General features: G+C 59.6%; 24 protein-coding genes and 1 pseudogene. 17 read left to right on the top strand and 8 right to left on the bottom strand.

Going from position 1 to position 24231, the window contains the following annotated elements:
- Nucleotides 1–2 precede the first annotated feature (2 nt).
- From J5289_RS01250 to ispG, 4 genes are all read left to right on the top strand, one after another.
- Nucleotides 3–743 carry a LuxR family transcriptional regulator gene (locus J5289_RS01250; RefSeq protein WP_142824591.1) on the top strand — a complete coding sequence of 247 codons (741 nt, stop codon included), beginning with the start codon at nucleotides 3–5 and terminating at the stop codon, nucleotides 741–743.
- Between the two features lie 110 nt (nucleotides 744–853).
- Complete coding sequence (pyc, locus tag J5289_RS01245) at nucleotides 854–4315, top strand: pyruvate carboxylase (protein ID WP_209185343.1); 3462 nt, start codon at nucleotides 854–856, stop codon at nucleotides 4313–4315.
- A gap of 201 nt (nucleotides 4316–4516) precedes the next feature.
- The gene (locus J5289_RS01240) at nucleotides 4517–5707 is read left to right on the top strand and encodes an MFS transporter (RefSeq protein ID WP_209185342.1); all 1191 of its coding nucleotides are present in this window, start codon (nucleotides 4517–4519) and stop codon (nucleotides 5705–5707) included.
- Nucleotides 5708–5805: 98 nt separating this feature from the next.
- Nucleotides 5806–7059, top strand: coding sequence for a flavodoxin-dependent (E)-4-hydroxy-3-methylbut-2-enyl-diphosphate synthase (gene ispG / locus J5289_RS01235; protein ID WP_209185341.1), 1254 nt, complete (start codon nucleotides 5806–5808; stop codon nucleotides 7057–7059).
- Between the two features lie 17 nt (nucleotides 7060–7076).
- On the opposite strand, the gene J5289_RS01230 is transcribed toward ispG, so the two are convergent.
- The 4 genes and pseudogenes from J5289_RS01230 to J5289_RS01215 all read right to left on the bottom strand — a co-directional run bounded on the left by J5289_RS01230 (nucleotide 7077) and on the right by J5289_RS01215 (nucleotide 9592).
- Nucleotides 7077–7421, bottom strand: coding sequence for a LysE family translocator (locus tag J5289_RS01230; protein ID WP_209207500.1), 345 nt, complete (start codon nucleotides 7419–7421; stop codon nucleotides 7077–7079).
- A 24-nt stretch (nucleotides 7422–7445) separates the two neighbouring features.
- Complete coding sequence (locus J5289_RS01225) at nucleotides 7446–8264, bottom strand: IS5 family transposase (RefSeq protein ID WP_219276561.1); 819 nt, start codon at nucleotides 8262–8264, stop codon at nucleotides 7446–7448.
- 90 nt (nucleotides 8265–8354) lie between these two features.
- Nucleotides 8355–8636: pseudogene (locus J5289_RS01220) on the bottom strand (LysE family transporter); the annotation flags it as partial.
- Between the two features lie 41 nt (nucleotides 8637–8677).
- Nucleotides 8678–9592, bottom strand: coding sequence for a polyprenyl synthetase family protein (locus J5289_RS01215; protein ID WP_209185339.1), 915 nt, complete (start codon nucleotides 9590–9592; stop codon nucleotides 8678–8680).
- A 137-nt stretch (nucleotides 9593–9729) separates the two neighbouring features.
- Between J5289_RS01215 and mtgA the strand changes: the two genes are divergently transcribed.
- The 5 genes from mtgA to J5289_RS01190 all read left to right on the top strand — a co-directional run bounded on the left by mtgA (nucleotide 9730) and on the right by J5289_RS01190 (nucleotide 12840).
- Nucleotides 9730–10476 carry a monofunctional biosynthetic peptidoglycan transglycosylase gene (mtgA, locus tag J5289_RS01210; RefSeq protein ID WP_209185338.1) on the top strand — a complete coding sequence of 249 codons (747 nt, stop codon included), beginning with the start codon at nucleotides 9730–9732 and terminating at the stop codon, nucleotides 10474–10476.
- A gap of 94 nt (nucleotides 10477–10570) precedes the next feature.
- Nucleotides 10571–11293, top strand: a complete 723-nt coding sequence (locus J5289_RS01205) for a DUF1868 domain-containing protein (RefSeq protein ID WP_209185337.1) — start codon at nucleotides 10571–10573, stop codon at nucleotides 11291–11293.
- A 14-nt stretch (nucleotides 11294–11307) separates the two neighbouring features.
- Nucleotides 11308–11958, top strand: coding sequence for a glutathione S-transferase family protein (locus tag J5289_RS01200; protein ID WP_209185336.1), 651 nt, complete (start codon nucleotides 11308–11310; stop codon nucleotides 11956–11958).
- Between the two features lie 158 nt (nucleotides 11959–12116).
- Nucleotides 12117–12302 carry a 50S ribosomal protein L32 gene (rpmF, locus tag J5289_RS01195; protein WP_111219506.1) on the top strand — a complete coding sequence of 62 codons (186 nt, stop codon included), beginning with the start codon at nucleotides 12117–12119 and terminating at the stop codon, nucleotides 12300–12302.
- Nucleotides 12303–12435: 133 nt separating this feature from the next.
- A complete protein-coding gene (locus J5289_RS01190; protein ID WP_209185335.1) occupies nucleotides 12436–12840 on the top strand; it encodes a hypothetical protein in 405 nt (134 codons plus the stop codon).
- Nucleotides 12841–12875: 35 nt separating this feature from the next.
- Here the strand turns inward: J5289_RS01190 and phaR are convergent, their stop codons facing one another.
- Nucleotides 12876–13448 carry a polyhydroxyalkanoate synthesis repressor PhaR gene (gene phaR, locus J5289_RS01185; RefSeq protein WP_111219510.1) on the bottom strand — a complete coding sequence of 191 codons (573 nt, stop codon included), beginning with the start codon at nucleotides 13446–13448 and terminating at the stop codon, nucleotides 12876–12878.
- Between the two features lie 235 nt (nucleotides 13449–13683).
- Here phaR and J5289_RS01180 point away from each other — a divergent pair, with 235 nt between their 5' ends.
- On the top strand, nucleotides 13684–14865 hold the full coding sequence (locus J5289_RS01180) for an acetyl-CoA C-acetyltransferase (protein ID WP_209207504.1): 1182 nt from the start codon (nucleotides 13684–13686) through the stop codon (nucleotides 14863–14865).
- A 58-nt stretch (nucleotides 14866–14923) separates the two neighbouring features.
- Nucleotides 14924–15649 carry an acetoacetyl-CoA reductase gene (gene phbB, locus J5289_RS01175; RefSeq protein WP_142824602.1) on the top strand — a complete coding sequence of 242 codons (726 nt, stop codon included), beginning with the start codon at nucleotides 14924–14926 and terminating at the stop codon, nucleotides 15647–15649.
- 30 nt (nucleotides 15650–15679) lie between these two features.
- On the opposite strand, the gene J5289_RS01170 is transcribed toward phbB, so the two are convergent.
- The 3 genes from J5289_RS01170 to J5289_RS01160 form a co-directional block, all read right to left on the bottom strand.
- Nucleotides 15680–15829 (bottom strand): hypothetical protein, encoded by a 150-nt coding sequence (locus J5289_RS01170; RefSeq protein WP_153816473.1) that lies wholly within the window; start codon nucleotides 15827–15829, stop codon nucleotides 15680–15682.
- 182 nt (nucleotides 15830–16011) lie between these two features.
- Nucleotides 16012–16263 carry a YMGG-like glycine zipper-containing protein gene (locus J5289_RS01165; protein WP_111219518.1) on the bottom strand — a complete coding sequence of 84 codons (252 nt, stop codon included), beginning with the start codon at nucleotides 16261–16263 and terminating at the stop codon, nucleotides 16012–16014.
- Nucleotides 16264–16312: 49 nt separating this feature from the next.
- Nucleotides 16313–16468, bottom strand: a complete 156-nt coding sequence (locus J5289_RS01160) for a DUF3309 family protein (RefSeq protein ID WP_142824603.1) — start codon at nucleotides 16466–16468, stop codon at nucleotides 16313–16315.
- A 497-nt stretch (nucleotides 16469–16965) separates the two neighbouring features.
- Between J5289_RS01160 and J5289_RS01155 the strand changes: the two genes are divergently transcribed.
- The 6 genes from J5289_RS01155 (at nucleotide 16966) to J5289_RS01130 (ending at nucleotide 23983) form a co-directional block, all read left to right on the top strand.
- Nucleotides 16966–20178, top strand: coding sequence for a helicase-related protein (locus J5289_RS01155; RefSeq protein WP_142828769.1), 3213 nt, complete (start codon nucleotides 16966–16968; stop codon nucleotides 20176–20178).
- A 3-nt stretch (nucleotides 20179–20181) separates the two neighbouring features.
- Complete coding sequence (locus J5289_RS01150) at nucleotides 20182–20586, top strand: RNA-binding S4 domain-containing protein (RefSeq protein ID WP_142824605.1); 405 nt, start codon at nucleotides 20182–20184, stop codon at nucleotides 20584–20586.
- 199 nt (nucleotides 20587–20785) lie between these two features.
- On the top strand, nucleotides 20786–21124 hold the full coding sequence (fdxA, locus tag J5289_RS01145; RefSeq protein WP_111219526.1) for a ferredoxin FdxA: 339 nt from the start codon (nucleotides 20786–20788) through the stop codon (nucleotides 21122–21124).
- Between the two features lie 360 nt (nucleotides 21125–21484).
- Nucleotides 21485–22054 (top strand): CarD family transcriptional regulator, encoded by a 570-nt coding sequence (locus J5289_RS01140; RefSeq protein WP_111219528.1) that lies wholly within the window; start codon nucleotides 21485–21487, stop codon nucleotides 22052–22054.
- 339 nt (nucleotides 22055–22393) lie between these two features.
- Nucleotides 22394–23257, top strand: coding sequence for an RNA polymerase factor sigma-32 (locus tag J5289_RS01135; RefSeq protein ID WP_111219530.1), 864 nt, complete (start codon nucleotides 22394–22396; stop codon nucleotides 23255–23257).
- A 510-nt stretch (nucleotides 23258–23767) separates the two neighbouring features.
- Nucleotides 23768–23983 carry a CsbD family protein gene (locus J5289_RS01130; protein ID WP_142828771.1) on the top strand — a complete coding sequence of 72 codons (216 nt, stop codon included), beginning with the start codon at nucleotides 23768–23770 and terminating at the stop codon, nucleotides 23981–23983.
- The last annotated feature ends 248 nt before the right edge of the window (nucleotides 23984–24231 follow it).

The following is a 24231-nucleotide window of genomic DNA, read 5'->3' as shown; positions in this document are numbered from 1 at the left end:
TTGTGAATATTAATTGCCTACTTCAACTGCTGGTTATTTTCGAGGAGTGCCGCACTGTCGAAGCCGTCGTTACCGAACTGGAACGCGTGGTTCATTCTTACAAATTTGCCTATTATGGTTTGCTTAAGCAGCCGAAACCAAGCGCCGATCCCATGAGTCTCGTGCTGGCCGGCAAGTGGCCCGATAAATGGGCGCCGCTCTACATCGCCAAGAAATACGTGCTGATCGACCCAACCGTCCGCTATCTGGCGCGCGCCCAGCGCCCATTTCGCTGGCGAGATACCATTGCCGTATTTCGTGCCGATCCGCATCGCCGGCGGATGGAGCAGATGATGATGGATGCCCGGAACCACGGAATGCTGGACGGCTACATCTTTCCCATCCACGGGCGCAACGGCTTGCTCGGCACGATGACCCTCGGTGGCGACGTTATTGATCTTTCGCCGATCGAGATCAGCCTTTTCAATGCCGTCGCCTCCAATGCCTTCTGGAAAATCCTCGAGTTGCGGAACGAAGCCGAAGCGCTCGAGCGAGGCCTGGAGGTCGATATCCAGATGACGCGGCGAGAAATGGAAATTCTCAACTATCTCGCAGAAGGTCTGACCTCGATGGAGATCAGCAAGCTGCTCAAGATCTCCAATCATACTGTCGACTGGTACATGAACGGCATCCAGGACAAGATGAAGGCCAAAAACCGCCAGAACATCGTCGCTTTAGCTTTCCGATATGGCTTAATCGTCTAATCAAGAAATTTGATTTGCAGGCTCGCGGGGAAATTGAACTTCTTGTGACAAGGCGCTAAGAATTTTCTTCGCGGGTGCAACATGCTCGTTTCGACCCTGAGGAGATCGCCTTGCCCATTTCCAAAATCCTGGTTGCCAACCGTTCCGAGATCGCGATCCGCGTATTCCGCGCCGCCAACGAACTAGGCATTAAGACGGTGGCCATCTGGGCCGAGGAGGACAAGCTCGCGCTGCACCGCTTCAAGGCCGACGAGAGCTACCAGGTCGGCCGCGGCCCGCATCTTGCCCGTGATCTAGGCCCCATCGAAAGCTATCTGTCGATCGAGGAAATCATTCGCGTCGCCAAGATGTCCGGTGCTGATGCCATCCATCCAGGCTACGGCCTGCTGTCGGAAAGCCCGGAATTCGTCGATGCCTGTAAAGAGGCCGGGATCATCTTCATCGGCCCGACAGGCGATACCATGCGGCGCCTCGGCAACAAGGTCGCCGCCCGCAACCTCGCCATCGAGATCGGCGTGCCCGTCGTGCCGGCGACCGCGCCGCTGCCCGAAGACATGGCCGAAGTCGCCCGGATGGCCGATAGCATCGGTTATCCGATCATGCTTAAGGCCTCCTGGGGCGGCGGCGGGCGTGGCATGCGCACCATTCGCGACCCGAAGGATCTCGCCAAGGAAGTCACCGAGGCCAAGCGCGAGGCGATGGCCGCATTCGGCAAGGACGAGGTCTATCTCGAAAAGCTGGTCGAGCGCGCCCGCCATGTCGAAAGCCAGATCCTTGGCGATACCCATGGCAATGCGGTGCATCTGTTCGAGCGCGACTGCTCGGTGCAGCGGCGCAACCAGAAAGTCGTCGAACGTGCTCCGGCGCCTTATCTTACCGAGGAGCAGCGCCAGGAGCTGGCTACCTATTCGCTGAAGATTGCCAACGCCACCGGCTATGTCGGCGCCGGCACGGTCGAATATCTGATGGATATGGACACCGGCAAATTCTACTTCATCGAAGTCAATCCGCGCATTCAGGTCGAGCATACCGTCACCGAAGTCGTCACCGGCATCGATATCGTCAAGGCGCAGATCCACATCCTCGACGGCTTTGCCATCGGCACGCCGGGCTCGGGCGTTCCGGCGCAAAAGGACATCCGGCTGAACGGCCATGCCCTGCAGTGCCGCATCACGACGGAAGATCCGGAGCATAACTTCATTCCGGATTATGGCCGGATCACTGCCTACCGGCAGGCATCCGGCTTCGGTATTCGTCTCGACGGCGGCACGGCCTATGCCGGCGGCGTCGTGACCCGCTTCTATGATCCGCTGCTGGAAAAGGTCACCGCCTGGGCGCCCTCGCCGGATGAGGCCATCGCGCGCATGGATCGCGCTCTTCGCGAATTCCGTATTCGCGGCGTTGCCACCAACCTGACCTTCCTCGAAGCCATCATCACCCACCCTAAATTCCGCGACAATACGTACACGACGCGTTTCATCGACACGACGCCGGAGTTGTTCCAGCAGGTCAAGCGTCAGGACCGCGCCACCAAGCTTCTTACTTATCTGGCTGATGTCACCGTCAACGGACACCCCGAAGCGCGTGGCCGTCCCGCGCCGTCCGACAATATCGCCAAGCCTGTCCTCCCCTATATCGACGCCAAGATCCCTGACGGCACCAAGCAGAGGCTGGACCAGCTCGGTCCGAAGAAGTTCGGCGAATGGATGCGCAACGAAAAGCGCGTGCTGGTCACCGACACCACGATGCGCGACGGTCACCAGTCGCTGCTCGCGACCCGCATGCGGACCTTCGACATCGCGCAGGTGGCCGGGACCTACGCCCGGGCGCTGCCGGAACTGCTGTCGCTCGAATGCTGGGGCGGCGCCACATTCGACGTGTCGATGCGCTTCCTGACCGAGGATCCCTGGGAACGGTTGGCTTCGATCCGCGAGCGCGCGCCGAACCTGCTGCTGCAGATGCTTCTGCGCGGCGCCAACGGGGTCGGCTACAAGAACTATCCGGACAATGTCGTCAAATACTTCGTCCGCCAAGCGGCCAAGGGCGGCATCGACCTGTTCCGCGTTTTCGACTGCCTGAACTGGGTGGAGAACATGCGCGTCTCCATGGACGCGGTCATTGAAGAGAACAAGCTCTGCGAAGCGGCGATCTGCTACACCGGTGATATCCTGAATTCCGCACGGCCGAAATACGATCTGAGATATTACGCGGATCTAGCCGTCGAGCTGGAAAAGGCCGGCGCTCATATCATCGCACTGAAGGACATGGCAGGCCTCTTGAAGCCTGCGGCGGCCACGGTGCTGTTCAGGGCGTTGCGCGAGGCCACCAGCCTGCCGATCCATTTCCATACGCACGACACGTCGGGTATCGCCGCTGCAACGGTGCTGGCGGCCGTCGATGCGGGGGTCGATGCTGTCGATGCGGCCATGGATGCGTTGTCGGGCAATACCTCGCAGCCGTGCCTTGGCTCCATCGTCGAAGCGCTGCGCGGTTCCGAGCGCGATCCGGGTCTCGATCCCGAATGGATCCGCCGTATATCTTTCTATTGGGAGGCGGTGCGCCATCAGTACTCGGCATTCGAGAGCGACCTGAAGGGGCCGGCCTCGGAGGTCTACCTGCACGAGATGCCGGGCGGCCAGTTCACCAATCTCAAGGAACAGGCGCGCTCGCTAGGTCTGGAAAGCCGCTGGCACGAGGTCGCCCAGACCTATGCCGACGTCAACCAGATGTTCGGCGATATCGTCAAGGTGACACCATCCTCCAAGGTGGTTGGTGACATGGCGCTGCTGATGGTCAGCCAAGACCTGACCGTTGCCGACGTGATCAACCCGGCCAAGGATGTTTCGTTTCCGGAATCGGTCGTCTCGATGCTGAAGGGCGATCTCGGACAGCCGCCCGGCGGCTGGCCGGAGGCGTTGCAGAGGAAGGCGCTGAAGGGCGAAAAGCCCTACACAGTTCGCCCCGGTTCGCTGCTGGAAGCGGCCGACCTCGATGCCGAGCGTGCGGCGATCGAGACCAAGATCGAGCGCAAGGTCAATGATTTCGAGTTTGCCTCGTACCTGATGTATCCGAAGGTCTTCACCGATTTTGCGCTGGCGCATGACACTTACGGTCCGGTTTCGGCCCTGCCGACGCCCGCTTATTTCTATGGCCTTCCCGAAGGCGAAGAGCTGTTTGCCGAGATCGAGAAGGGCAAGACCCTTGTTATTCTCAACCAGGCGATGACCGGTACCGACGAGAAGGGCATGGTCACGGTATTCTTCGAGCTCAACGGTCAGCCACGCCATATCAAGGTGCCTGACCGCGTGCATGGCGTCGCCGGTGGAGCGGTGCGCCGCAAGGCCGAAACAGGCAATGCCACTCAGGTCGGCGCGCCGATGCCGGGCGTCATCTCGCGCGTCTTCGTGACGGCGGGACAGGCGATCAAGGCTGGTGACGTCCTCGTTTCGATCGAGGCGATGAAGATGGAGACGGCGCTGCACGCCGAAGCCGATGGCACCATTGCCGAAGTGCTGGTCAATGCCGGCGACCAGATCGACGCCAAGGACCTGCTGGTCGTCTACAAGGCCTGATCCGGATAGATGCATTGCAATCGATACAAAGGCGGCCTGCAGGGGTCGCCTTTTTTCATAGGCGACTAAGTCTGGATCAAAACGAGCAAGTTGCTTCCGGTTACGCCGCGAGATCAAACGTGAATTTGCCGCAGGCGATCAGCGCTTGCGAATTCAATCGATTTAAATAGGGTGGGGGCTGATTTGCTGGGGAGAGAATCGGTGGAGACGACTGAAATTTTGAGCGGCGCAAAGACGCCTTGGCTGACACGGACGCGCGTGGCTGTATCGTTGTTGTTCCTGCTGAACGGCTTTGTCGTCGGATGCTGGGCGCCGAAAATTCCGGAATTTGCCGAACGCCTGCAACTGAGCAAGTTCGAACTCGGACTGATGATCCTGTTCTTCGGCATCGGGTCTCTGGTGATGATGCCGGTGGCCGGTGCGCAGATAGCCGGACGCGGTTCGAAGTTCGTCGCCAAGGTCACGGCGGTCCTGCTCCTGCCGATGCTAATCATCCTGTCGCTGGTTCCCGATGTCTGGACGGGCGCCATCGCTCTCTTTCTGTTCGGCGGGTTCGTTGGCGCCATGGACGTGGCGATGAATGCGAATGCTGTCGTGGTGGAAAAATCCATGCGCCGTGCCATCATGTCGTCCTGCCATGCCTTCTGGAGCCTTGGCGGCCTCATCGGTTCAGGCATCGGTGGCTATCTCATCGGCCATTGGGGTGTGATTGCGCATGCGGAGGTGGCGACTGGTCTCGCCATCCTCTTCCTGGTGGCAGCCTGGCCGATCATCTTCAGCGATCAGCCGCATCCAGGCGAAGTCAAGCAAAAGGCAAAGCTGCCGATGACGCCGCTGCCGTGGCTGCTGGGGGTGATCGCGCTCTTCTGCATGGTTCCCGAGGGCGCCGTTCTGGATTGGGGGGCGCTTTATCTTCGCCAGGAATTCGCTGCCACGCCCACCCTGTCCGGCTTTGCCTTCGCCGCATTCTCGCTGACTATGTCCATCATGCGCTTTGCCGGCGACGCGGTGCGCGACAAGTTTGGTGCCGTCAATACGTTAAGGGTAAGCACGGTGATTGCCATCGTCGGCATGCTGATGGCCGCCCTGTCGCCGAATGCCGGACTGGCTATCCTCGGCTTCGCGCTTTGCGGCGTCGGCATTTCCAACATGGTGCCGATCGCTTTTTCGGCTGGCGGCAACATTCCGGGATTGCAGCCCGGCATCGGCATTTCGGTGGTCACGACACTCGGCTATTCCGGCATGCTGGTGGCGCCGTCGGCAATCGGCTTTGCCGCCGAGCATATCGGCTTTTCGGCGGTCTTCATGATGTTGCCGCTGCTGCTGCTCATCGTGCTCGCGTTTTCCGGCCTTGCCCGCTATGCCGACAACGGAGAGCAGTCCGGCCATTGAGGCCCAAGCCGGGAAATGTGATACCTGATATGGTTGACAAGGCGGACGCGGTACGCCACCTGAAAGCCCTATTATCCTTGAGCCAACACGAGCTTTTCATGTCTTCACCGAGCGAATTCGATCCGAAACCCCGCCGCGCCAGCGTTGCCGTCGATGTCGGCGGCGTCATTGTCGGCGGCGGCGCGCCCGTCGTCGTGCAGTCGATGACCAACACCGATACCGCTGATATCGACGGCACGGTGGCGCAGGTGGCGGCGCTTTTCAAGGCGGGTTCGGAGATGGTGCGGATCACCGTCGACCGCGACGAAAGTGCGGCCGCAGTGCCGCGCATTCGCGACCGTCTGGTGCGCCTCGGGCTCGATGTGCCGCTGATCGGCGATTTTCACTATATCGGCCACAAATTGCTGGCCGATCATCCTTACTGCGCCGAGGCGCTGGCCAAGTACCGGATCAATCCGGGCAATGTCGGCTTCAAGGACAAGAAGGACAAGCAGTTCGCCGAGATCGTCGAGATGGCGATTCGCTATTCCAAGCCTGTCCGTATCGGCGTCAACTGGGGATCGCTGGATCAGGATCTTCTCACCGCGCTGATGGACAAGAACCAGGCCGAGGGCTTCCCGCTATCGGCACGGCAGGTGACGCGCGAAGCGATCGTGCAGTCGGCGCTGATTTCGGCGCAGCTTGCCGAGGAGATCGGCCTGCCGCGCAATCGGATTATTCTTTCGGCCAAGGTCAGCCAGGTTCAGGATCTGATTGCTGTCTATTCCATGCTCTCCGAGCGCTCCGACCACGCACTGCATCTCGGTCTCACAGAAGCCGGCATGGGCAGCAAGGGCATCGTCGCCTCGTCGGCTGCCATGGGCTACGTCCTGCAGCACGGCATCGGCGACACCATCCGCGTGTCACTGACGCCGGAGCCGAATGGCGACCGGACGCGCGAAGTCCAGGTGGCGCAGGAACTGCTGCAGGTCATGGGTTTCCGCCAGTTCGTGCCCGTTGTTGCCGCCTGTCCGGGCTGCGGTCGCACGACGTCGACGGTTTTCCAGGAGCTGGCGCAGAACATTCAAAACGACCTGCGCAAGAACATGCCGGTCTGGCGCGAGAAATATCCGGGCGTCGAAGCACTCAACGTCGCGGTCATGGGCTGCATCGTCAACGGTCCCGGCGAAAGCAAGCATGCCGATATCGGTATCTCGCTTCCCGGCACCGGCGAAAGTCCTGCCGCTCCCGTCTTCATCGATGGACAGAAGGCGATGACGCTGCGTGGCCCGAACATCGCATCCGATTTCGAGGCGCTGGTTGCGGAATACATCGAAAAGCGTTTTGGCCAGAAAACCCTGGCCGCCGAATAGCGCCAGCGGCGCCAGCCTCAAATACGGCTGGCCAGCAGCTTCAGCCCGGCAAGGCAATAGAAGGTCGCCATCGCGCCTTCGATCCAGCGTCGAAGACTTTTGTAGACTTTCAGAGCATGCGGCGTTGAGAATATCGCTGCATAGCTCATGAAGGTCGTGAACCCCATGATCATGCAGCCGCCGATAATCAGCGCCGCCACCGAGGTCGGCGCTCCCTGCGGCATGCCCAGGGTGATAATGGCCAGCCAAGCGAAGATCGCCTTAGGATTGGTGACGTGGATGCCGTAACCGCGGAGCAGCAGTGATCGGGCGCTGTCTCGCCTGACCGTGCCGGCGGGCGGCATTTCGATTGAGGAGCGCATGGCGCGAAATGCCTTAGAGTCTGTTCAAGAAAGCGGGTATCGAGCGAGCCTTCTTGTCATGAGCTTGATCATTGCTGTTTGGATGAAGGCTAGGCTTGTGGCCGAGAAACGCTCGAAATCCTTTGCCATTCGGCGGTTTATGCCGAGCCACGCCAGCGTTCGTTCGACAATCCATCGCTTTGGTAGCACCTGGAAACCGGCCTGGTTTCGTTTGATAATCTCCATCGGTCGCGGGCTGGCCTCTTCTACTGTTGTGCCCTGATAGCCGCCGTCGCCGCAGATTTTCTCGATAAAGGGAAAACGGTTGGCGAGCCTGTCGAAAACAAGTGCTGCTCCATCACGATCCTGAATTCCTGCCGAGTGGACCTCGGCTTTCAGAAGCATGCCAAGAGTATCGACCAGAATGTGCCGCTTGCGGCCCTTGATCTTCTTACCCGCATCATAGCCGATATCGAGACGAGCATCCGGGCCGGTCTTCACTGATTGGCTATCGATGATGGCAAATGACGGTTGCTCTTCTCGCCCCTCAAGCTGCCGCGTTCGGCAGTAGAGCGCGTCATGGATACGACGCCACGTCCCGTCCCGGCAAAACCGTTTGAAATAATGGTAGACCGTGCTCTTCGGTGGAAAATCATGCGGCAGCAATGCCCATTGGCAGCCTGACTGCAGCAGATAAAAAATCGCGTCCATCACCGCCCGAAGCGACGTCTTGCGTCTGCGGCCCAGTCGAGGCTGCCTCGGCATGAGGGGCTCGATCAAGCTCCACTCACGGTCATTCAGATCACTTGCGTAGCGCATGCGGCTTCTGTCATGGTGACGCCGGGTGAAGGGTGTCCAGGCCATTCGATCTCTCCGTATTTGTCGCAAAATACAAAGAATCTGATTGCCGCCCTTCACTCAACCCCGCGCACGCCCGCCATTCTTGAACAGACACTTATAGGCAAGATACAGCAAATACAGACCGCCCAGGATCTTCAGCATCTCCAGCGCCGTGGCGTAGGTCTGGAGCAGGGTGGCAAGACCAAGGGCGGCGGCGCACGCCCAGGTCATCGAACCACCGAAGATACCGAGGGCGATCATCATGCCGGCCTTGCGGCCTTGAGTCATCGAGATGGAAATGATGGCCATGATTGCCGGCCCCGGGCTCGCGGCGGCCACCAGATAGGCCGCGTAGGCAGGCAGGATCTGGGGAAGGTAGGCAAATGCTTCATGCATGCGGTCATGCTCCCGGTTTCGAAAGTCAGGCGTCTTGATGTTCAGCTCTTGCGGCTGGCAATAAAACGGGCGGCTTCGGCGAGGACGGCGGCCTTGTCTCCGTAGGGTTCCAGCAAGCCTGCAGCTTCCTGGACCTGACGTGCCAGATATTCCTCGCCCCAGGCGATGCCATGCAACGCCACCAGCGTTCCCTTGCCACGGCCGGCGTCCTTGCCGGTGGCCTTGCCCATGGTTTCTGCATCGGCGGTGAGGTCGAGCAGATCGTCGGCCAGCTGGAAGGCGAGGCCGATCTTTTCACCGAAAGTCCGCAACCGCTGCCTGTCGTCTGTCGAGGCACCGGAAATGATGGCGCCGGCTTCGCAGGCAAAGCGGATGAGGGCGCCGGTCTTCATGGCCTGCAGTGTCTTGACGCCCTGTTCGCCGGGCGCCTGTTTTTCTGCGGCAAGGTCCAGCGCCTGTCCACCGGCCATGCCGCCGATGCCGGCAGCCCGCGACAGGGAAAGGACGAGGTCGATCTTCCGGGTCGCAGGTAACGTCGTCTCGGGTGCGGCGACGATATCGAAGGCGTAGGTCAGCAGACTGTCACCGGCGAGAATGGCTGTCGCTTCGTCGAAGGCGATATGCACGGTCGGTTTGCCGCGCCTGACGTCGTCATTATCCATCGCCGGCAAGTCGTCGTGTACCAGCGAGTAGCAATGGACGGCTTCAAGGGCGGCGCCGATGCGCAGTGCCGCGTCCGGATCGCCGCCAAGCAGCGCCGTCGTCTCGAGCACCAGGAATGGACGAAGGCGCTTGCCGCCGTTGAGCACGCCGTGGCGCATTGCGGCCATCAGCCCTGATGGCCGGTCGATCTCGTCTGCAAGAGGCGTATCGTCGATGAGCGCTGCCAGCATCGCCTCCACCTTGAGGGCGCTGGCCTTGAGACGCTGTTCGAAGAGGGTGGTCGTGCTATCCATTGCCGCTGTTTGCCATGAGTGCCGGATACTCGCAACGAAATTGTCGGGAGAGATCTTTTGCCTGCCAGCCCCACTCTGGCCATTGCCGGAAGCAGGCGGTATGACGTTGAGGTAGAGGCGAGGACGGGCGTTCGGAATTGGACATATCGACGCAGAACGACGAGCAGGACGAGGTGCCTGAGGAACGGGACAGGCTGGCCTGGTTTTTCGGCCGTCCCATCTGGCAGCGCGTCGTCATCGGCCTCCTCGGTCTTCTGCTGCTGCCCTATGTGCTGATCTTCTTTTACGTCCTGCCTTTCATCCATCCTGTCTCGAACCTGATGCTGCGCGATGTCGTGCTGTTGCGCGGCTACGATCGCCGTTGGGTGTCTTTCGAGCAGATCTCGCCGGTGCTGGTTAAATCGGTGATGGTCTCGGAAGATGGGCAGTTCTGCTCCCATGGGGGCGTCGACTGGAGCGAAATGGGGATGCTGGTGGCAGATACGCTGCACGGCCAATCAACCCGTGGCGGCAGCACCATTCCGATGCAGACGGTGAAGAACCTGTTTCTCTGGAACGGTCGATCGTTCGTGCGCAAGACCCTGGAGCTGCCGCTGGCTGTCACGGCTTCCATCGTCTGGTCGAAGCGGCGGATGATGGAGAATTACCTGAACGTCGCCGAATGGGGTCCCGGCATCTATGGTATCGAGGCCGCTGCCCAGCACCATTTCAAGGTGCCGGCCTCAAGACTGACTGCCAGGCAGGCGGCGCTGCTGGCTGTGTCGTTGCCGAATCCGATCGAGAGGGTTGCCAGCAAGCCGGGCCGTGGCCTCCGGCAGCTGGCAGCACTGATCCAGCGGCGGGCCCAGGGCGCCGGCGATTACATCAAATGCCTTTATGACTGACATCAGAACTTGTGGCTCGACACACTGTTGTCATCTGCCATTCTTGCGAGTGACTTAAGGGGCGGATTGTCTCCATCAACATACGGATGCCCCGATGAACGCCGCAAACCTGTCGCCCGACCTGCTGTTTTATTCCAAGAGCCGCCATCCCGAGCCTTCCGTGCATCTGGGGCGGCGTTTCGATCTCTCCGGGACATTCCAGTATGAGCCGGGCAACACGATCGTCTGCCATGTGGTCGACGGATCCGAGACCCAGCAGGCGCTGATCGACGCGCGCGCCAAATATCTCGCCATGCCGGAAGCCGGGCAATTCACTTTCACGGCGATGTCCAGCCTGCACATGACGCTCTTCCAGGGCATTATCGAGTATCGCCGTGACCGGCAATTCTGGCCGGCGGACCTGCCGACCGACATGCCGATCGACGAGATGACCGAGGTCATGGGTGAGCGGCTGAAGGCATTTTCGATGCGCGATCCCTTCAAGGTCAGCGTCACTCGAGCCCGGCCGTCCGGGCTGCTGGTCGACGGCGCGACGGCGGAGGATCGGCGCATCATGCGGGCGTGGCGCGATGCTTTTGCCGACCTCCTTGGCTATCGCCATCCGGACCACGACACCTACGCATTTCACATCACCTTCGCCTACGTCATCGAACGCCTGTCCGACGAAGCCCTGCCGCGCTGGCAGCAGTTGCTCGACGAGATCGGCAGCGACGTTCGCGAACGCTGCCCGATCCTCGAGTTGAGGCCGCCGGCATTCTGCGCGTTCGACGACATGAACCATTTCGAAGAATTGATGGTCTTCAACTTCAAGCCCTGAAACAGGATGACACCATGGACAAGCTCACCCTCTACATCGCCAACAAGAACTATTCGTCCTGGTCCTTCCGGCCATGGTTGGCGATGCAGGGGTGCGGCGTGCCTTTCGAGGAGGTGCTCGTTCCCTTCGATTTTCCGGCTGGCAATCCGCGCTTCCGCGAGATCTCGCCGACGGCGCGGGTTCCGGTGCTGCATCACGGGAGCCTCAGGGTCTGGGAATCGCTGGCGATCATCGAATACGTCGCCGAATTGTTTCCGCAAGCGGGTCTCTGGCCGACGGACCCCGCTCTCAGGGCGCAGGCGCGTTCGATTTCCATGGAGATGATTTCCGGCTTTCGGGGCCTCCGCAACGCCTGCCCGATGAACTTCCGCCGGCCCAGGCGCCGGTTGCTCGACCAGCCCCATGACGTGGCAGTCGACGTGGCGCGGATCGAAACGATCTGGCGCGAGATGCGGGCGCTGTCGGGCGGACCGTTCCTGTTTGGCGCCTTTTCGGCCGCCGATGCGATGTTCGCGCCGGTCGTCAATCGCTTCGAAGCCTATGACCTGGTTGTCGCTGAGGATACATTGAGCTATATGGCGGTCATGAAAGCCCATCCGGCCTGGCAGAAGTGGCAGACGGCGGCGCTGGAAGAAACCTGGATCGTCGCTGAAGACGAGGCTTGATGCCTGAATTAGCCGTTGCCGCAAAAAATGCGGCTAGGGACTGGTCAAAGGCCCAACCCCGATGTATAAGCGCGCCAAAATTCCGAAATCGATTGCATGTCGTTTCGGCCGCCTGGCTGGCCGTTGTCATGTCTATCCCGCACAGTGGAGTAACGAAAATGGCTGTACCGAAGAGAAAAACAAGCCCGTCCAAGCGCGGCATGCGCCGCTCGGCTGATGCGCTCAAGACTTCGACCTACGTCGAAGACAAGAACTCCGGCGAACTGCGCCGTCCGCATCATATCGACCTGAAGACCGGTATGTACCGCGGTCGCCAGGTTCTGACGCCAAAAGAATCTGCATAATTTCTTGCGATTGCAATATCGGTATTGAGGCTGGCCTTTGGCCGGCCTTTTTGCTTTTCTCGCCTAGGTTTAAAAGCGATGCGACTTGCGCTATGGTTGTGCGGCCGTTCGTCCACGATGGAGTTAGTCGATCATGATTGCCGCTTTCCCGCTGATGGTTATCCCGTTCGTGCTCTACAATCTCGCCATGGTCGGGCTGATGGGCGGTGGCGGCATTGCGGCGCTCGGCAACGACGTAATCATGTTGTCGATGCTGTCGGGAGCAACCTGGAAGATGGCGCTCGGCGATCTTTTCATCGTCATCGCGCTGGCGCTGCTGTTCTTCGAGATCCTTAAATCCACCCGCAATGTCGGCTCGCTCGCCAATCACATGCTGTCGATGCTGGTTTTCATCGCTTTCCTGGTGGAATTCCTGCTGGTGCGCGACGCAGCGACGCAGATATTTTTCATCCTGATGACCACCGCCTTCATCGATGTGATCGGCGGTTTCGCGGTCTCGATCCGCACGGCGGGACGCGACGTATCGATCGGTCTCTGAGGGCGACCGCAGCCGTGGCTGCGGCCTGATCGCGGTTACAGGCTGTCGAGCTTGGCCTGCAGCGCCTTCATCTGCTCCTTCAACTCGTCGATGTCGCGGGCTTCGGCCTTGCGGGTTTCCTTCGGCGGTGACTTCATGAAGGGCGCAAACATCTCCATGGCCTGCTGAAACATGTCCGTGTTGCGGCGCACCTGTTCCTCGACCATCTTGATCGGCAGCGAGAAGTTCTTGGCGAGCGGCGTTTCGCCAAAAGCGCTGCTCATCTGCTCTCGCATCTGGACTTGCTGCTCGGTGAAGGACTTCATCGAATGCTCGAGAAAGCTTGGTACGACCATCTGCATCTGATCGCCGTAAAAGCCGATCAGCTGTCGCAGGAAGGAAATTGGCATCAGGGTATTGTTTGTCTTCGATTCCTGCTCGAAGATGATTTGCGTCAATACCGCATGCGTGATGTCATCGCCGCTTTTGGCATCCTGAACTGTAAACTCCTCCCCCCGTTTTACCATCTCCGCCAGGTCTTCCAGTGTAACGTAAGTGCTGGTGCCTGTGTTGTAGAGGCGGCGATTGGCGTATTTCTTTATTACGACCTGGCCCTCGTTTTTTGCCATTATCAGTCTCCTAACCCCGTCTGATTGTATGGATACTCCTCCACCAAAGAGTGTAGACGGAAAGGAAGGCCGGTGACAATCAGTTTGTGCGCTGCGGCAATCCCTTTCCGCAGGTTGGTTTTTCGGTCCATCAGCATGTTGAAACAAAACATGCAGGGTTGAAATCTTCGTGTTTGACTCGGGAGCCCGGCTTTGACAGTTTTCGCCGGCCGAGCCAGCTCTCGAGGAGGATTTCATGAGCCAACCATCCATCGTCATCGCCAGTGCCGCGCGCACCGCAGTCGGCGCCTTTAACGGTGCTTTTGCAGCGGTCCCGGCCCACGAACTGGGAGCAACGGCAATCCGGGGTGCGCTGCAGCGCGCCGGCATCGAGGCTGCCGAGGTGGACGAGGTTATCCTCGGCCAGGTGCTGCAGGCAGCGCAGGGCCAGAACCCGGCGCGCCAGGCTGCGATGAAGGCGGGCGTGCCGCAGGAGGCGACGGCCTGGAGCGTGAACCAGCTTTGCGGCTCGGGCCTGCGGGCCGTGGCGCTTGGCATGCAGCAGATTGCGCTTGGCGATGCGAAAATTATCGTGGCCGGCGGCCAGGAGTCCATGTCGATGGCGCCGCACGCGGCCCACCTGCGCGCGGGCACCAAGATGGGCGACATGACCATGGTCGATACGATGATCAAGGATGGCCTGACCGACGCATTCTACGGCTATCACATGGGTATCACCGCCGAAAACGTCGCCAAGCAGTTTGAGCTGTCCCGCGATGACCAGGATACCTTTGCCGTCGCTTCCCAGAACAAGGCCGAGGCAGCCCAGCAGGCCGGACGTTTCAGGGATGAGATCGTGGCCTTCACAATCGCCGGCCGTAAGGGCGACGTGACCGTCGATAGCGACGAGTACATCCGCCACGGATCGACGCTGGAGGGCATGGCGCGGCTCCGTCCTGTGTTCGACAAAGAGGGGACGGTTACCGCCGGCAACGCATCCGGGCTAAACGACGGTGCTGCCGCAACGGTGCTGATGAGCGAGGGGGAAGCCGAACGTCGTGGAATCCGTCCACTGGGCCGGATCGTTTCCTGGGCAACCGCGGGCGTGGATCCGCAAATCATGGGCACCGGCCCCATTCCGGCCTCGCGGAAGGCGCTGGAAAAAGCTGGCTGGACGGTTGGCGACCTCGACCTCGTGGAGGCCAACGAGGCCTTCGCGGCACAGGCCTGCGCGATCAGCCGCGAACTGGGCTTCGATCCCGCCATCGTCAATGTCAACGGCGGGGCGATTGCCATCGGTCACCCGATTGGCGCATCGGGCGCCCGTACTCTGACCACTTTGTTGTTCGAGATGAAGCGGCGCGGTGCACGTAAGGGTCTTGCGACCCTGTGTATTGGCGGCGGCATGGGGGTAGCCATGTGTATCGAGGCGTTTTAAACAGTCTGCCATGGGGTCTGCGGGCTGCGTGGTAGGCAGCGGCACTGGGGAACGGACTATGAGCAGAGTAGCACTCATCACCGGGGGCACCCGCGGCATCGGCGCCGCCATTTCCATGGCGTTGCACAATGCCGGCTATCGGGTCGTCGCGACCTATGCCGGCAACGATGAAAGAGCCGAAGCCTTTAACAGCGTGACGGGCATTGCCGTCTATCGCTGGGACGTCACGGACTACGAGGCTTGCGGCAAGGGCATTGCCCAGGTCGAGGCTGACGTCGGCCCGGTGGAGATCCTGGTCAACAACGCCGGCATCACCCGCGATGCGATGTTCCACAAGATGACGCCGCAGCAGTGGCATGAGGTGGTGAATACGAACCTGAACGGTCTTTTCAACATGACGCACCATGTGTGGGCGGGCATGCGGGAGAGAAATTTTGGGCGGGTCGTCAATATCTCGTCGATCAATGGCCAGAAAGGCCAGATGGGCCAAGCCAACTATTCGGCCGCAAAGGCGGGGGATATCGGCTTTACCAAGGCGCTGGCGCAAGAAGGCGCTGCCAAGAACATTACCGTCAATGCGATCTGCCCTGGCTATATCGGCACGGAGATGGTGCTGTCGGTGCCGGAAAAGGTAATGAACGGTTATATCCTGCCGCAAATTCCGGTTGGCAGGCTGGGGGAGCCGGAAGAAGTTGCCCGTTGCGTCGTATTCCTCGTTGCCGATGACGCCGGGTTCATCACCGGCTCCACGATCACGGCAAATGGCGGCCAGCTTTTCGTCTGACGGATTTATCTTCGTCTATGAAGTGGCGAGCTAGCGGCGTGCATTCCGCGGGCGCGAGCGAACAGGCACGAGCACCCGGCTTTGCTCCTTGCGCTGGGCCGCCCGCACGGCAACGGTCGAGGTAACGGCAGCGGCAGCGATGACACCCAAAGCAGCGATATATGTGACGAGTTCAACCATGGAAAAGTCGATCCTTTCGGCGAGCACCCGGTAGCCCGGCTCAAACAATATTGCTCGCGTTCCATCAATATCGGTACAGCAACACCGAATTGAAAGGGGTTGAAGTTCACGTCATCGTCAACAGTGTGTTGACGGCATGAAAAAGGGCGCCGAAGCGCCCAATTCCAACTTCATGCCGAAGCTTAGCGGCAACGTGCTTCGTAGCGCTGGCCATAACGGTCGCGATAGATGCAGTAGCCACGACGTTCCGAGTGGCCGATCAGGTTACCGACGAGGCCGCCTGCAACGGCGCCGACAGCAGCACCGCCCCAGCTATTGGTGACGGCACCACCGATGACGGCACCGGTGCCTGCACCAATGGCTGTGCCGCGCTCTTCCGGCGTGCACGATGCGAGTGTGCCGATGAGTGCAACTGCGATAATCAGTTTTTTCATGTCTTGCTCCCTAGATAATAGACCATATTGGTCTAGCACAAATTACGAATTAAATCCGCCCCATCAGGACGAGCACCAGAATGATGACGACGATGAGACCAAGGCCACCAGAAGGACCATAACCCCAGCTGCTGCTGTAGCCCCAGTTTGGCAGTGCGCCCACCAGGAGCAATACGAGTACGACGAGCAGTATCGTGCCGAGCATGGTCAGTTCCCTTCACTTCGAAAGCATTTGTTTGCTGATGCCATAAACGCGGCTCACATAAAGTTGTTCCCGCCAACTATCTCGATTATTTGGGACAATGGCTTATTGGGGAGATTTTATAGCCGGCTCAGCGGTTTTTCATGGCTGGATGCTGCTCTCGCCCTGAAGATGCTGTCACGTCGGCGCCGACGACGATTCATCATCTGGTGCTTTTGGCCGGCGTAGTGACGATATCTAGGCGTGAACGGATCATGAATCCGGGCGAGTCAGCGATTCGTAGCCTCTTTGTTCCGGGGGCGTTCCAAACCGCTCCCGCAGGTCGTCCGAGGCCACTTTGCTTCCCGTCTGTGGCAAATGACCAGTATTATCCGGGTGTCTAAAAAATTGTTTTGCCTTCCGGGCCTTGCCTTTGCCACCTAGGCTGGTCATCTGTGGGGAAGCTTACAACAAGCGTTCCTGACCCTGAAGGCTGCTGCGCCTCATCTTCGCATGGACCAATGACCCTGACTTCGCAGCCCATGATTTTGAGCGGTCGCGGTGTAACCGCGGTGCTCGGACCGACAAATACCGGCAAGACCCATTACGCCATCGAGCGCATGGTCGCGCACGGCAATGGCATGATCGGCCTTCCGCTGCGGCTTCTGGCGCGCGAGGTCTACACGCGGCTTGTCGAGAAAGTCGGTATCAAGAACGTTGCGCTGTTTACCGGCGAAGAAAAGATCGCCCCGCCTAACGCCTGTTACTCCGTCTGCACTGTCGAGGCGATGCCGCGCGAGACGCGGGCCTCTTTCGTTGCCATCGACGAGGTGCAACTCGCCGGCGATCTCGAGCGCGGTCATATCTTCACTGATCGTATCCTGCATCTGCGCGGCCGCGACGAGACATTGCTTCTCGGCGCGGGCACCATGCGGCCGATCCTGGAGCATCTGTTGCCGGGAATTACCGTTGTCGAGCGGCCAAGGCTTTCCCATCTTGCCTATGCCGGCCAGAAGAAGATTACCCGGCTGCCGCAGCGTAGCGCCATCGTCGCGTTTTCAGCGGATGAGGTCTACGCCATTGCCGAACTGATCCGTCGCCAGCGCGGCGGGGCGGCCGTGGTCCTCGGTGCCCTAAGCCCACGCACGCGCAATGCCCAGGTCGAGCTTTACCAGAACGGCGATGTCGAATACCTCGTCGCTACCGATGCCATCGGCATGGGCCTCAATCTTGATGTCGATCACGTCGCGTTTGCCCAGGACAGGAAATTCGATGGCTACCAGTTCCGTCATCTCAATCCTGGTGAACTCGGGCAGATTGCCGGCCGTGCCGGTCGCCATCTGCGCGACGGGACGTTCGGTGTTACCGGCCAGGTCGATCCCTTCGATGCCGATCTCGTTCGCCGCATCGAGAGCCACCAGTTCGACAACGTCAAAGTGTTGCAATGGCGCACGAAGGATCTCGACTTTTCCTCCGTCGCCGCGCTGAAGCTCAGCCTCGATGCGCCGCCGCGCATCCATGGGCTGACACGTTCGTTGCCTTCCGTCGACCAGCAGGCTTTGGAGCAACTGACCGGTTATCCGGAGGTTGCGCGCCTCGCCGTCGGCCGGGCGAATGTAGAAAAATTATGGGAAGCCTGTGCATTGCCGGATTATCGGCGTATCACACCGGCCCAACATGCCGATTTGATTTCGTCCCTGTTTTCCGATCTCGTGCAACATGGCACGGTGAACGAGGATTTCATGGCCGAGCAAGTCCGGCGCGCCGACCGGACCGATGGCGAGATAGACACGCTTTCGGCGCGAATCGCGCAGATAAGAACTTGGACCTATGTTTCGAATCGGCCCGGTTGGCTTGCCGATCCGACACACTGGCAAGAAAAGACGCGGGAAATCGAAGATCGATTGTCCGACGCGTTACATGAAAGGTTGACGAACCGCTTTGTTGATCGCAGGACATCTGTGCTCATGAAGCGCCTGAGAGAGAATGCAATGCTGGAAGCTGAAATCAGTGTAAATGGAGATGTCTTCGTCGAAGGGCATCATGTCGGGCAGTTGACCGGGTTCCGGTTCTCTCCTATCGGCGGGACTGACGGTCCCGACGCCAAAGCCGTGCAGAACGCGTCGCTCAAAGCGCTGGGTCTGGAATTCGAGGCGCGCGCTGCCCGCATTCATGCGGCAGGCAACGGCGATCTGGCGATCGGCTCCGATGGTTCGGTGCGCTGGCTCGGCGACCCCGTGGCGCGGCTTACCGGCAGCGACCATATCATGCGCCCACGCGTCATCCTGCTTGCCGACGAGCAGCTGACCGGCCATGCGCGCGAACATGTTGCCGCCCGCATCGAGCGCTTCGTCAATCATCACATTTCGACGGTGCTGAAGCCGCTCGACGACCTCTCTCGCGCTGAAGACCTGCAAGGCCTTGCCAAGGGTCTGGCTTTCCAGGTCGTCGAGAACCTCGGCGTGCTGTTCCGCCGCGATGTCACGGAAGAAGTGAAGTCGCTGGACCAGGATGCGCGCGCCTCGATGCGCCGCTATGGCATCCGCTTCGGCGCCTATCATATTTTCGTTCCAGCATTGCTGAAGCCGGCTCCGGCTGAGCTCATCACCCTGCTCTGGGCGCTGAAAAACGACGGCATCGACAAGCCGGGCTATGGCGATCTCATCCCGGTCCTGGCTGCCGGCCGCACATCCGTGGTCACGGATTCGACCTATGAGCGCACCTTCTACAAGCTCGCCGGCTTCCGTTTCCTTGGCAAGCGTGCCGTGCGCATCGACATTCTCGAGCGCCTTGCCGATCTTATCCGGCCGCTGCTGCAGTGGAAGCCCGGCCAGCCTTCCCGTCCGGACGGTGCCTATGATGGCCGGCGCTTCACAACGACGACGGCGATGCTGTCCATTCTTGGTGCTACGCTCGACGATATGGAAGAGATCCTGAAGGGCCTCGGCTATCGCGCCGATGCCGTGCCGGCCGAAGAAGCTGCAATTCACCTCAGCAAGCAGGACGCTACGCCAGTCGCTGCGACAAACGTATTGGCACCAGTCGACGGATCCTCTACGCCGCACCCAGAGACAGCTGAAGCCGAAGCTGCCGTGGCGACCCAGTCAGAGGCCGTCGCGGAAACAGTCGCGGAAGTGTCCGCAGCGGTTTCGGAAGATGCTCCTGTTGCCGAGCCGGAAGCCGCCAAAGACGTTGCGCCTGAAAGCGCAGCAGAGGCTGCCGTTACCGATGTGGCTCCGTCAAAAGCTGCGGCCGAAGGCGCTCCAGTCGACGCGGTCGCTGCCGAGCCGCCGAAGCCGGTATTGCTGTGGCGGCTGGGTGGCCGCAACGACAACCAGCGTCCGGCTCCGCGCCAGGGCGAGCGCCGTGGTCAACAGGGTCCACGCGCTGGCCAGGATCAGGCCAATGCGCAGCCAAACACCAATCGTCGCCCATCCGGCGACCAGCCGCAGGGCGAAGGCAATCGCGAAGCACGCGACAATCGCGGCGGGCCGCGCGGTGGCAAGGACGGCGGCGGCGGTCGTCCGCCGCAGCAGCAGGGCAAGCGTCCCGATCATCGCGGCGGCGAGCGCAATGAGCGCAATGACCGTGGTGGAGAGCGCAACGATCGAAACAATCGCCCGGCGGCTCAGCCGACACGCTTCGAGGCGAAGCCACCTCGCAAGGAAAAGCCGATGGATCCGGATTCGCCCTTCGCAAAGCTGGCCGCGCTCAAGGAGCAGATGAAGAAGTAAGCCATGGTGGACGAAAGACAGGTCTCAAGCGGTTCGCGACAGCGCATCGACAAGTGGCTGTTTTTCGCCCGCATGATAAAATCCCGCTCGCTGGCGCAGACCTACGTGCTTAAGGGCAACGTACGGATCAATGGCGAGCGCATCATCCAGCCGAGCCATGGCGTCAGGCCCGGCGACAAGATCGAACTGTCGCTGGAACGACGGGACATAGTTCTCGTTGTCAGACTGCCCGGGGAGAGGCGAGGTCCTTTCGAGGAAGCCAAGCTGCTGTATGAGGACATCACGCCGCCACCGGATGAAACGAAGAAGCTGACCCTGTTCGAACAAGCGCTGCGCGACCCCGGCGCCGGACGCCCGACGAAGCGCCAGCGCCGCGAGATCGACCGGCTGATGGCGGACGACGAGTAGAATACGATGCCGGCAGGCTTGAGATTTAGAGACTGTTTAATCTTGAAATCTGCCGACAAAGCCGATACCTGACGAGCAACCCGCTGAGACAGCCGGTTTACTTGCCTCCGGGACGAGGCAGGTTGCCGGTACCCGATGGAAAGGCGCGACGTTCCAGGTCGTGCGTCCCCGGAAAACTTGAAAAATCCTGGAGTTCATCATGACCTACGTCGTGACCGACAATTGCGTACGTTGCAAATACACCGATTGCGTTGAAGTCTGCCCGGTAGACTGCTTTTACGAAGGCGAGAATTTTCTCGTCATCCATCCCGACGAGTGCATCGATTGCGGCGTCTGCGAACCGGAATGTCCGGCTGAAGCCATTAAGCCCGATACCGAACCGGGCCTCGACAAGTGGTTGAAAATCAATGCCGATTACGCGACCCAGTGGCCAAACATCACGGTCAAGCGGGAGCCGATGGCCGAAGCAAAGCAGATGGATGGCGAGACCGGCAAGTTCGAGAAATACTTCTCTGCCAACCCCGGTTCTGGCGACTGATCCTTGCCTCCAAACGAACGTTGCGCCGAATCATGGCGCGCGTCCGAATTGGCGTGCAAATACGGCACTGCAAAGCAAATTATTGATTTCCTCAGATTTTTGTGCTAGGGTCGCACTACTGATCCATTGAGGCATCTTGATGCTTCTTTTCACCACGAAAGCAAACAAACAATCCCGCACGCGGTTTCCTTGACATATCAACATTATGAGTTGTCGGGTCAAGGATCGCGATGAATGGATTGTTTTCTGCGCCTTTGGTGGACCAGCATGTAGTCACCCCGACGGTTATCCGTCTCATCCGGGCCTGACTGACCCGGCCTCGGCGCTCGCCGGGTGCATAACAGGGAGTTTTTGATAAGAATGACGACCCAACAGAAGAAACCTTCAGTGCGCCACGGCTTCAAAACCGGCGAATCGATCGTTTATCCCGCCCACGGTGTGGGTACGATCACCGCGATTGAAGATCAAGAAGTGGCTGGCATGACGCTTGAACTTTTCGTGATTGATTTCGAAAAGGACAAGATGCGTTTGAAGGTTCCGGTGGCGAAAGCCATGAGTATCGGCATGCGCAAGCTGTCGGAAAGCGATTTCGTCGAACGTGCATTGAAGGTCGTGCAGGGTAAAGCCCGCGTCAAGCGTACCATGTGGTCGCGTCGGGCGCAGGAATATGATGCGAAGATCAATTCCGGCGACCTGATCTCGATTGCTGAAGTCGTCCGCGATCTTTATCGCGCCGAGAACCAGCCGGAGCAGTCCTACTCCGAGCGCCAGCTTTATGAAGCAGCGCTGGACCGGATGGCTCGCGAAATTGCTGCCGTCAACCGCCTGTCGGAAACGGAAGCCGTTCGTGTCGTCGAGACCAACCTCAACAAGGGACCGAAGCGAGGCAAGGTTCTGGAAGAGGAAGAGTCGCAAGACGAAGCGGCATAATCATATAGGCAGCATTCTTCAAAAACCCGGCCCTTGTGCCGGGTTTTTCTTTGGAACTTTTATTTTTTCGTTGCGTTAATCGCATGTAATTCCGGCAGAGGACCTGCCGCGTCCACCAACTTGGGGCCGGATCATGCGTTCAATTCCAAGGCTTTATGTCTCTCAGACAATACATAGTCCACCGCACCGATCCGACAAGCCCTGACGAAAACACATTAAAGATCAGGGGCCTATTTAAAACCCCGATCGCCGACACCAAAGGTCATCTGCGCAGCGTCTGCGCGGATCAGGCACTGCTTTTTCTGCTTCCGGCGCGATGCCGACATTAGGGAGAATGATATGACGACCATGTCTGCAGATCGACGCATGATCAAAATCGCAATGGCGGCTCCCTATCTCGAGCGAAGCGAAGAGCACGATCTTGCACTTCGCTGGAAGGAAAACGATGACCGCGGCGCCCGCAACAAGATTGCGACCGCCCATATGCGCCTTGTCATCTCCATGGCCGGCAAGTTCCGCAACTTCGGCCTGCCGATGAGCGACCTCGTTCAGGAAGGGTACGTGGGCCTGCTGGAAGCCGCTGCCCGCTTCGAGCCCGAGCGGGAAGTGCGCTTCTCGACCTATGCAAGCTGGTGGATCCGCGCTTCCATCCAAGACTATATCCTGCGCAACTGGTCGATCGTTCGTGGCGGCACGAGTTCGGCCCAGAAAGCGCTGTTTTTCAACCTCCGCCGGCTGCGCGCCAAGCTCGCCAAGGGCGATACGCAGCTGACTGTCCAGTCCATCCATCAGGAAATTGCAGCTGCTCTCGGCGTCAGTCTGAACGATGTGCAGGTGATGGATGCCCGTCTCTCCGGCAACGATGCCTCTCTGCAGGCCCCGTCGATCTCCGGCGATGCCGATAGTGCCGAGCGGATGGATTTTCTGGTCAGTAACGAGCCGCTGCCGGACGAGCAGGTGACATCGATGATCGACGGCGAGCGCCGGCGCAAATGGCTTGCCGCAGCCCTCACCCATCTGAACGAACGCGAGATGAAGATCATCAGCGCCCGTCGCCTGGCTGAGGATGGCGCAACTCTCGAAGAACTCGGTGCCGATCTCGGCATTTCCAAAGAGCGTGTTCGCCAGATCGAAAGCCGCGCCATCGAAAAGCTTCGCAGCGCGCTGGTTGTTGCCGATCCGCACATGGCGGCATTTGCGTAAGGCAAAACGGCTCAGATTTGGAAGATACTTGCGTCTCTCGCGATAGCTTCTGCACTTAACGGAAATGCAATCCGATACGCTGCGTGCTTTCAGCGTATTGCATCGCCACTTACGCGGACGCGTTTCAGGTGAGTGGATGCCCCAATTTCTTTAACTGATTAAGTCAGTCGCTCTGCACCAAATCCATCTTTTGATTTGCAACCACATAGGCGCAGGACTGCATAATGGCTCCCATGAGCACCGTTGACATGCCGACCCCAACGCCCTCGCCAAAATCCGCAATCCTGCTGCAGTAAAATTCAGACTCTCGGCGATGTACCGGCTGTTGCGTTGCTGCGCAGATACTGAGGGGCGCGCTTAACCGCAGGCTAAACTCCCTCGCTGGTTGACGACGTCTACATCACCAAATTCCGGCCCTCACTTATCCTCGATATAATTTTCTACATTAGCGGAACAAGATGTCGACGCTTGCGTTTTGCGCCCTGTAAAGTCAACGAAATGAGGCGTCTCATGAGCAGCACCACAGACAAGGCATCCGGTCTCGCAAACGAAGCGATCGGCAACATCAAGCAGGGCGTCGGCAAGCTGGTTGGCAGCGAAAAGCTCCAGGCTGAAGGCAAGCTGCAGGAGATCAAGGGTGAAGGCCAGCAGGCCGCCGGCGAAGCAAAGGCCGCTGTTAAGGACGGTGCTCAGAAGGCATCAGACTATCTCGACAAGAAGCTCTGATTATCCAGTCTGCGGGCTCTGAACTCAGCCTAAACGCGGTTACTGCGCCTTTTATAAATGGCCATTCGCCCGTCAACAAAGACGAGGTCGAGGAGCCCCGCAAGACGATAGTCCGAACTTTGACGCGCCCTGCCACCCGACCCCGGATCACGGTGGAAGCAGGCAGGAGCGCGTCAACTATCCCCACAGTCACAAGAATTGCCTCCGAGGTCAAAAAGAGTACGACCGCCCTCGGATGCGGGTCTTTC

This window comes from Rhizobium sp. B230/85 (genome assembly GCF_019355735.1).
Classification (GTDB): Bacteria; Pseudomonadota; Alphaproteobacteria; order Rhizobiales; family Rhizobiaceae; genus Rhizobium; species Rhizobium rhododendri.
The sequence above is the reverse complement of the archived record's forward strand: the minus strand, read 5'-3'. Positions and strand labels throughout refer to the sequence as shown.

Coding starts and splice junctions, on each gene's coding strand:
- J5289_RS01140 (WP_111219528.1), top strand. CDS start 21,485: ATGACGACCCAACAGAAGAAACCTTCAGTGCGCCACGGCTTCAAAACC.
- J5289_RS01150 (WP_142824605.1), top strand. CDS start 20,182: ATGGTGGACGAAAGACAGGTCTCAAGCGGTTCGCGACAGCGCATCGAC.
- rpmF (WP_111219506.1), top strand. CDS start 12,117: ATGGCTGTACCGAAGAGAAAAACAAGCCCGTCCAAGCGCGGCATGCGC.
- J5289_RS01180 (WP_209207504.1), top strand. CDS start 13,684: ATGAGCCAACCATCCATCGTCATCGCCAGTGCCGCGCGCACCGCAGTC.
- J5289_RS01130 (WP_142828771.1), top strand. CDS start 23,768: ATGAGCAGCACCACAGACAAGGCATCCGGTCTCGCAAACGAAGCGATC.
- J5289_RS01225 (WP_219276561.1), bottom strand. CDS start 8,264: ATGGCCTGGACACCCTTCACCCGGCGTCACCATGACAGAAGCCGCATG.
- J5289_RS01205 (WP_209185337.1), top strand. CDS start 10,571: ATGAACGCCGCAAACCTGTCGCCCGACCTGCTGTTTTATTCCAAGAGC.
- phaR (WP_111219510.1), bottom strand. CDS start 13,448: ATGGCAAAAAACGAGGGCCAGGTCGTAATAAAGAAATACGCCAATCGC.
- J5289_RS01200 (WP_209185336.1), top strand. CDS start 11,308: ATGGACAAGCTCACCCTCTACATCGCCAACAAGAACTATTCGTCCTGG.
- fdxA (WP_111219526.1), top strand. CDS start 20,786: ATGACCTACGTCGTGACCGACAATTGCGTACGTTGCAAATACACCGAT.
- J5289_RS01160 (WP_142824603.1), bottom strand. CDS start 16,468: ATGCTCGGCACGATACTGCTCGTCGTACTCGTATTGCTCCTGGTGGGC.
- J5289_RS01135 (WP_111219530.1), top strand. CDS start 22,394: ATGACGACCATGTCTGCAGATCGACGCATGATCAAAATCGCAATGGCG.
- J5289_RS01230 (WP_209207500.1), bottom strand. CDS start 7,421: ATGCGCTCCTCAATCGAAATGCCGCCCGCCGGCACGGTCAGGCGAGAC.
- J5289_RS01165 (WP_111219518.1), bottom strand. CDS start 16,263: ATGAAAAAACTGATTATCGCAGTTGCACTCATCGGCACACTCGCATCG.
- J5289_RS01190 (WP_209185335.1), top strand. CDS start 12,436: ATGATTGCCGCTTTCCCGCTGATGGTTATCCCGTTCGTGCTCTACAAT.
- phbB (WP_142824602.1), top strand. CDS start 14,924: ATGAGCAGAGTAGCACTCATCACCGGGGGCACCCGCGGCATCGGCGCC.
- J5289_RS01170 (WP_153816473.1), bottom strand. CDS start 15,829: ATGGTTGAACTCGTCACATATATCGCTGCTTTGGGTGTCATCGCTGCC.
- J5289_RS01215 (WP_209185339.1), bottom strand. CDS start 9,592: ATGGATAGCACGACCACCCTCTTCGAACAGCGTCTCAAGGCCAGCGCC.
- J5289_RS01155 (WP_142828769.1), top strand. CDS start 16,966: ATGACCCTGACTTCGCAGCCCATGATTTTGAGCGGTCGCGGTGTAACC.
- ispG (WP_209185341.1), top strand. CDS start 5,806: ATGTCTTCACCGAGCGAATTCGATCCGAAACCCCGCCGCGCCAGCGTT.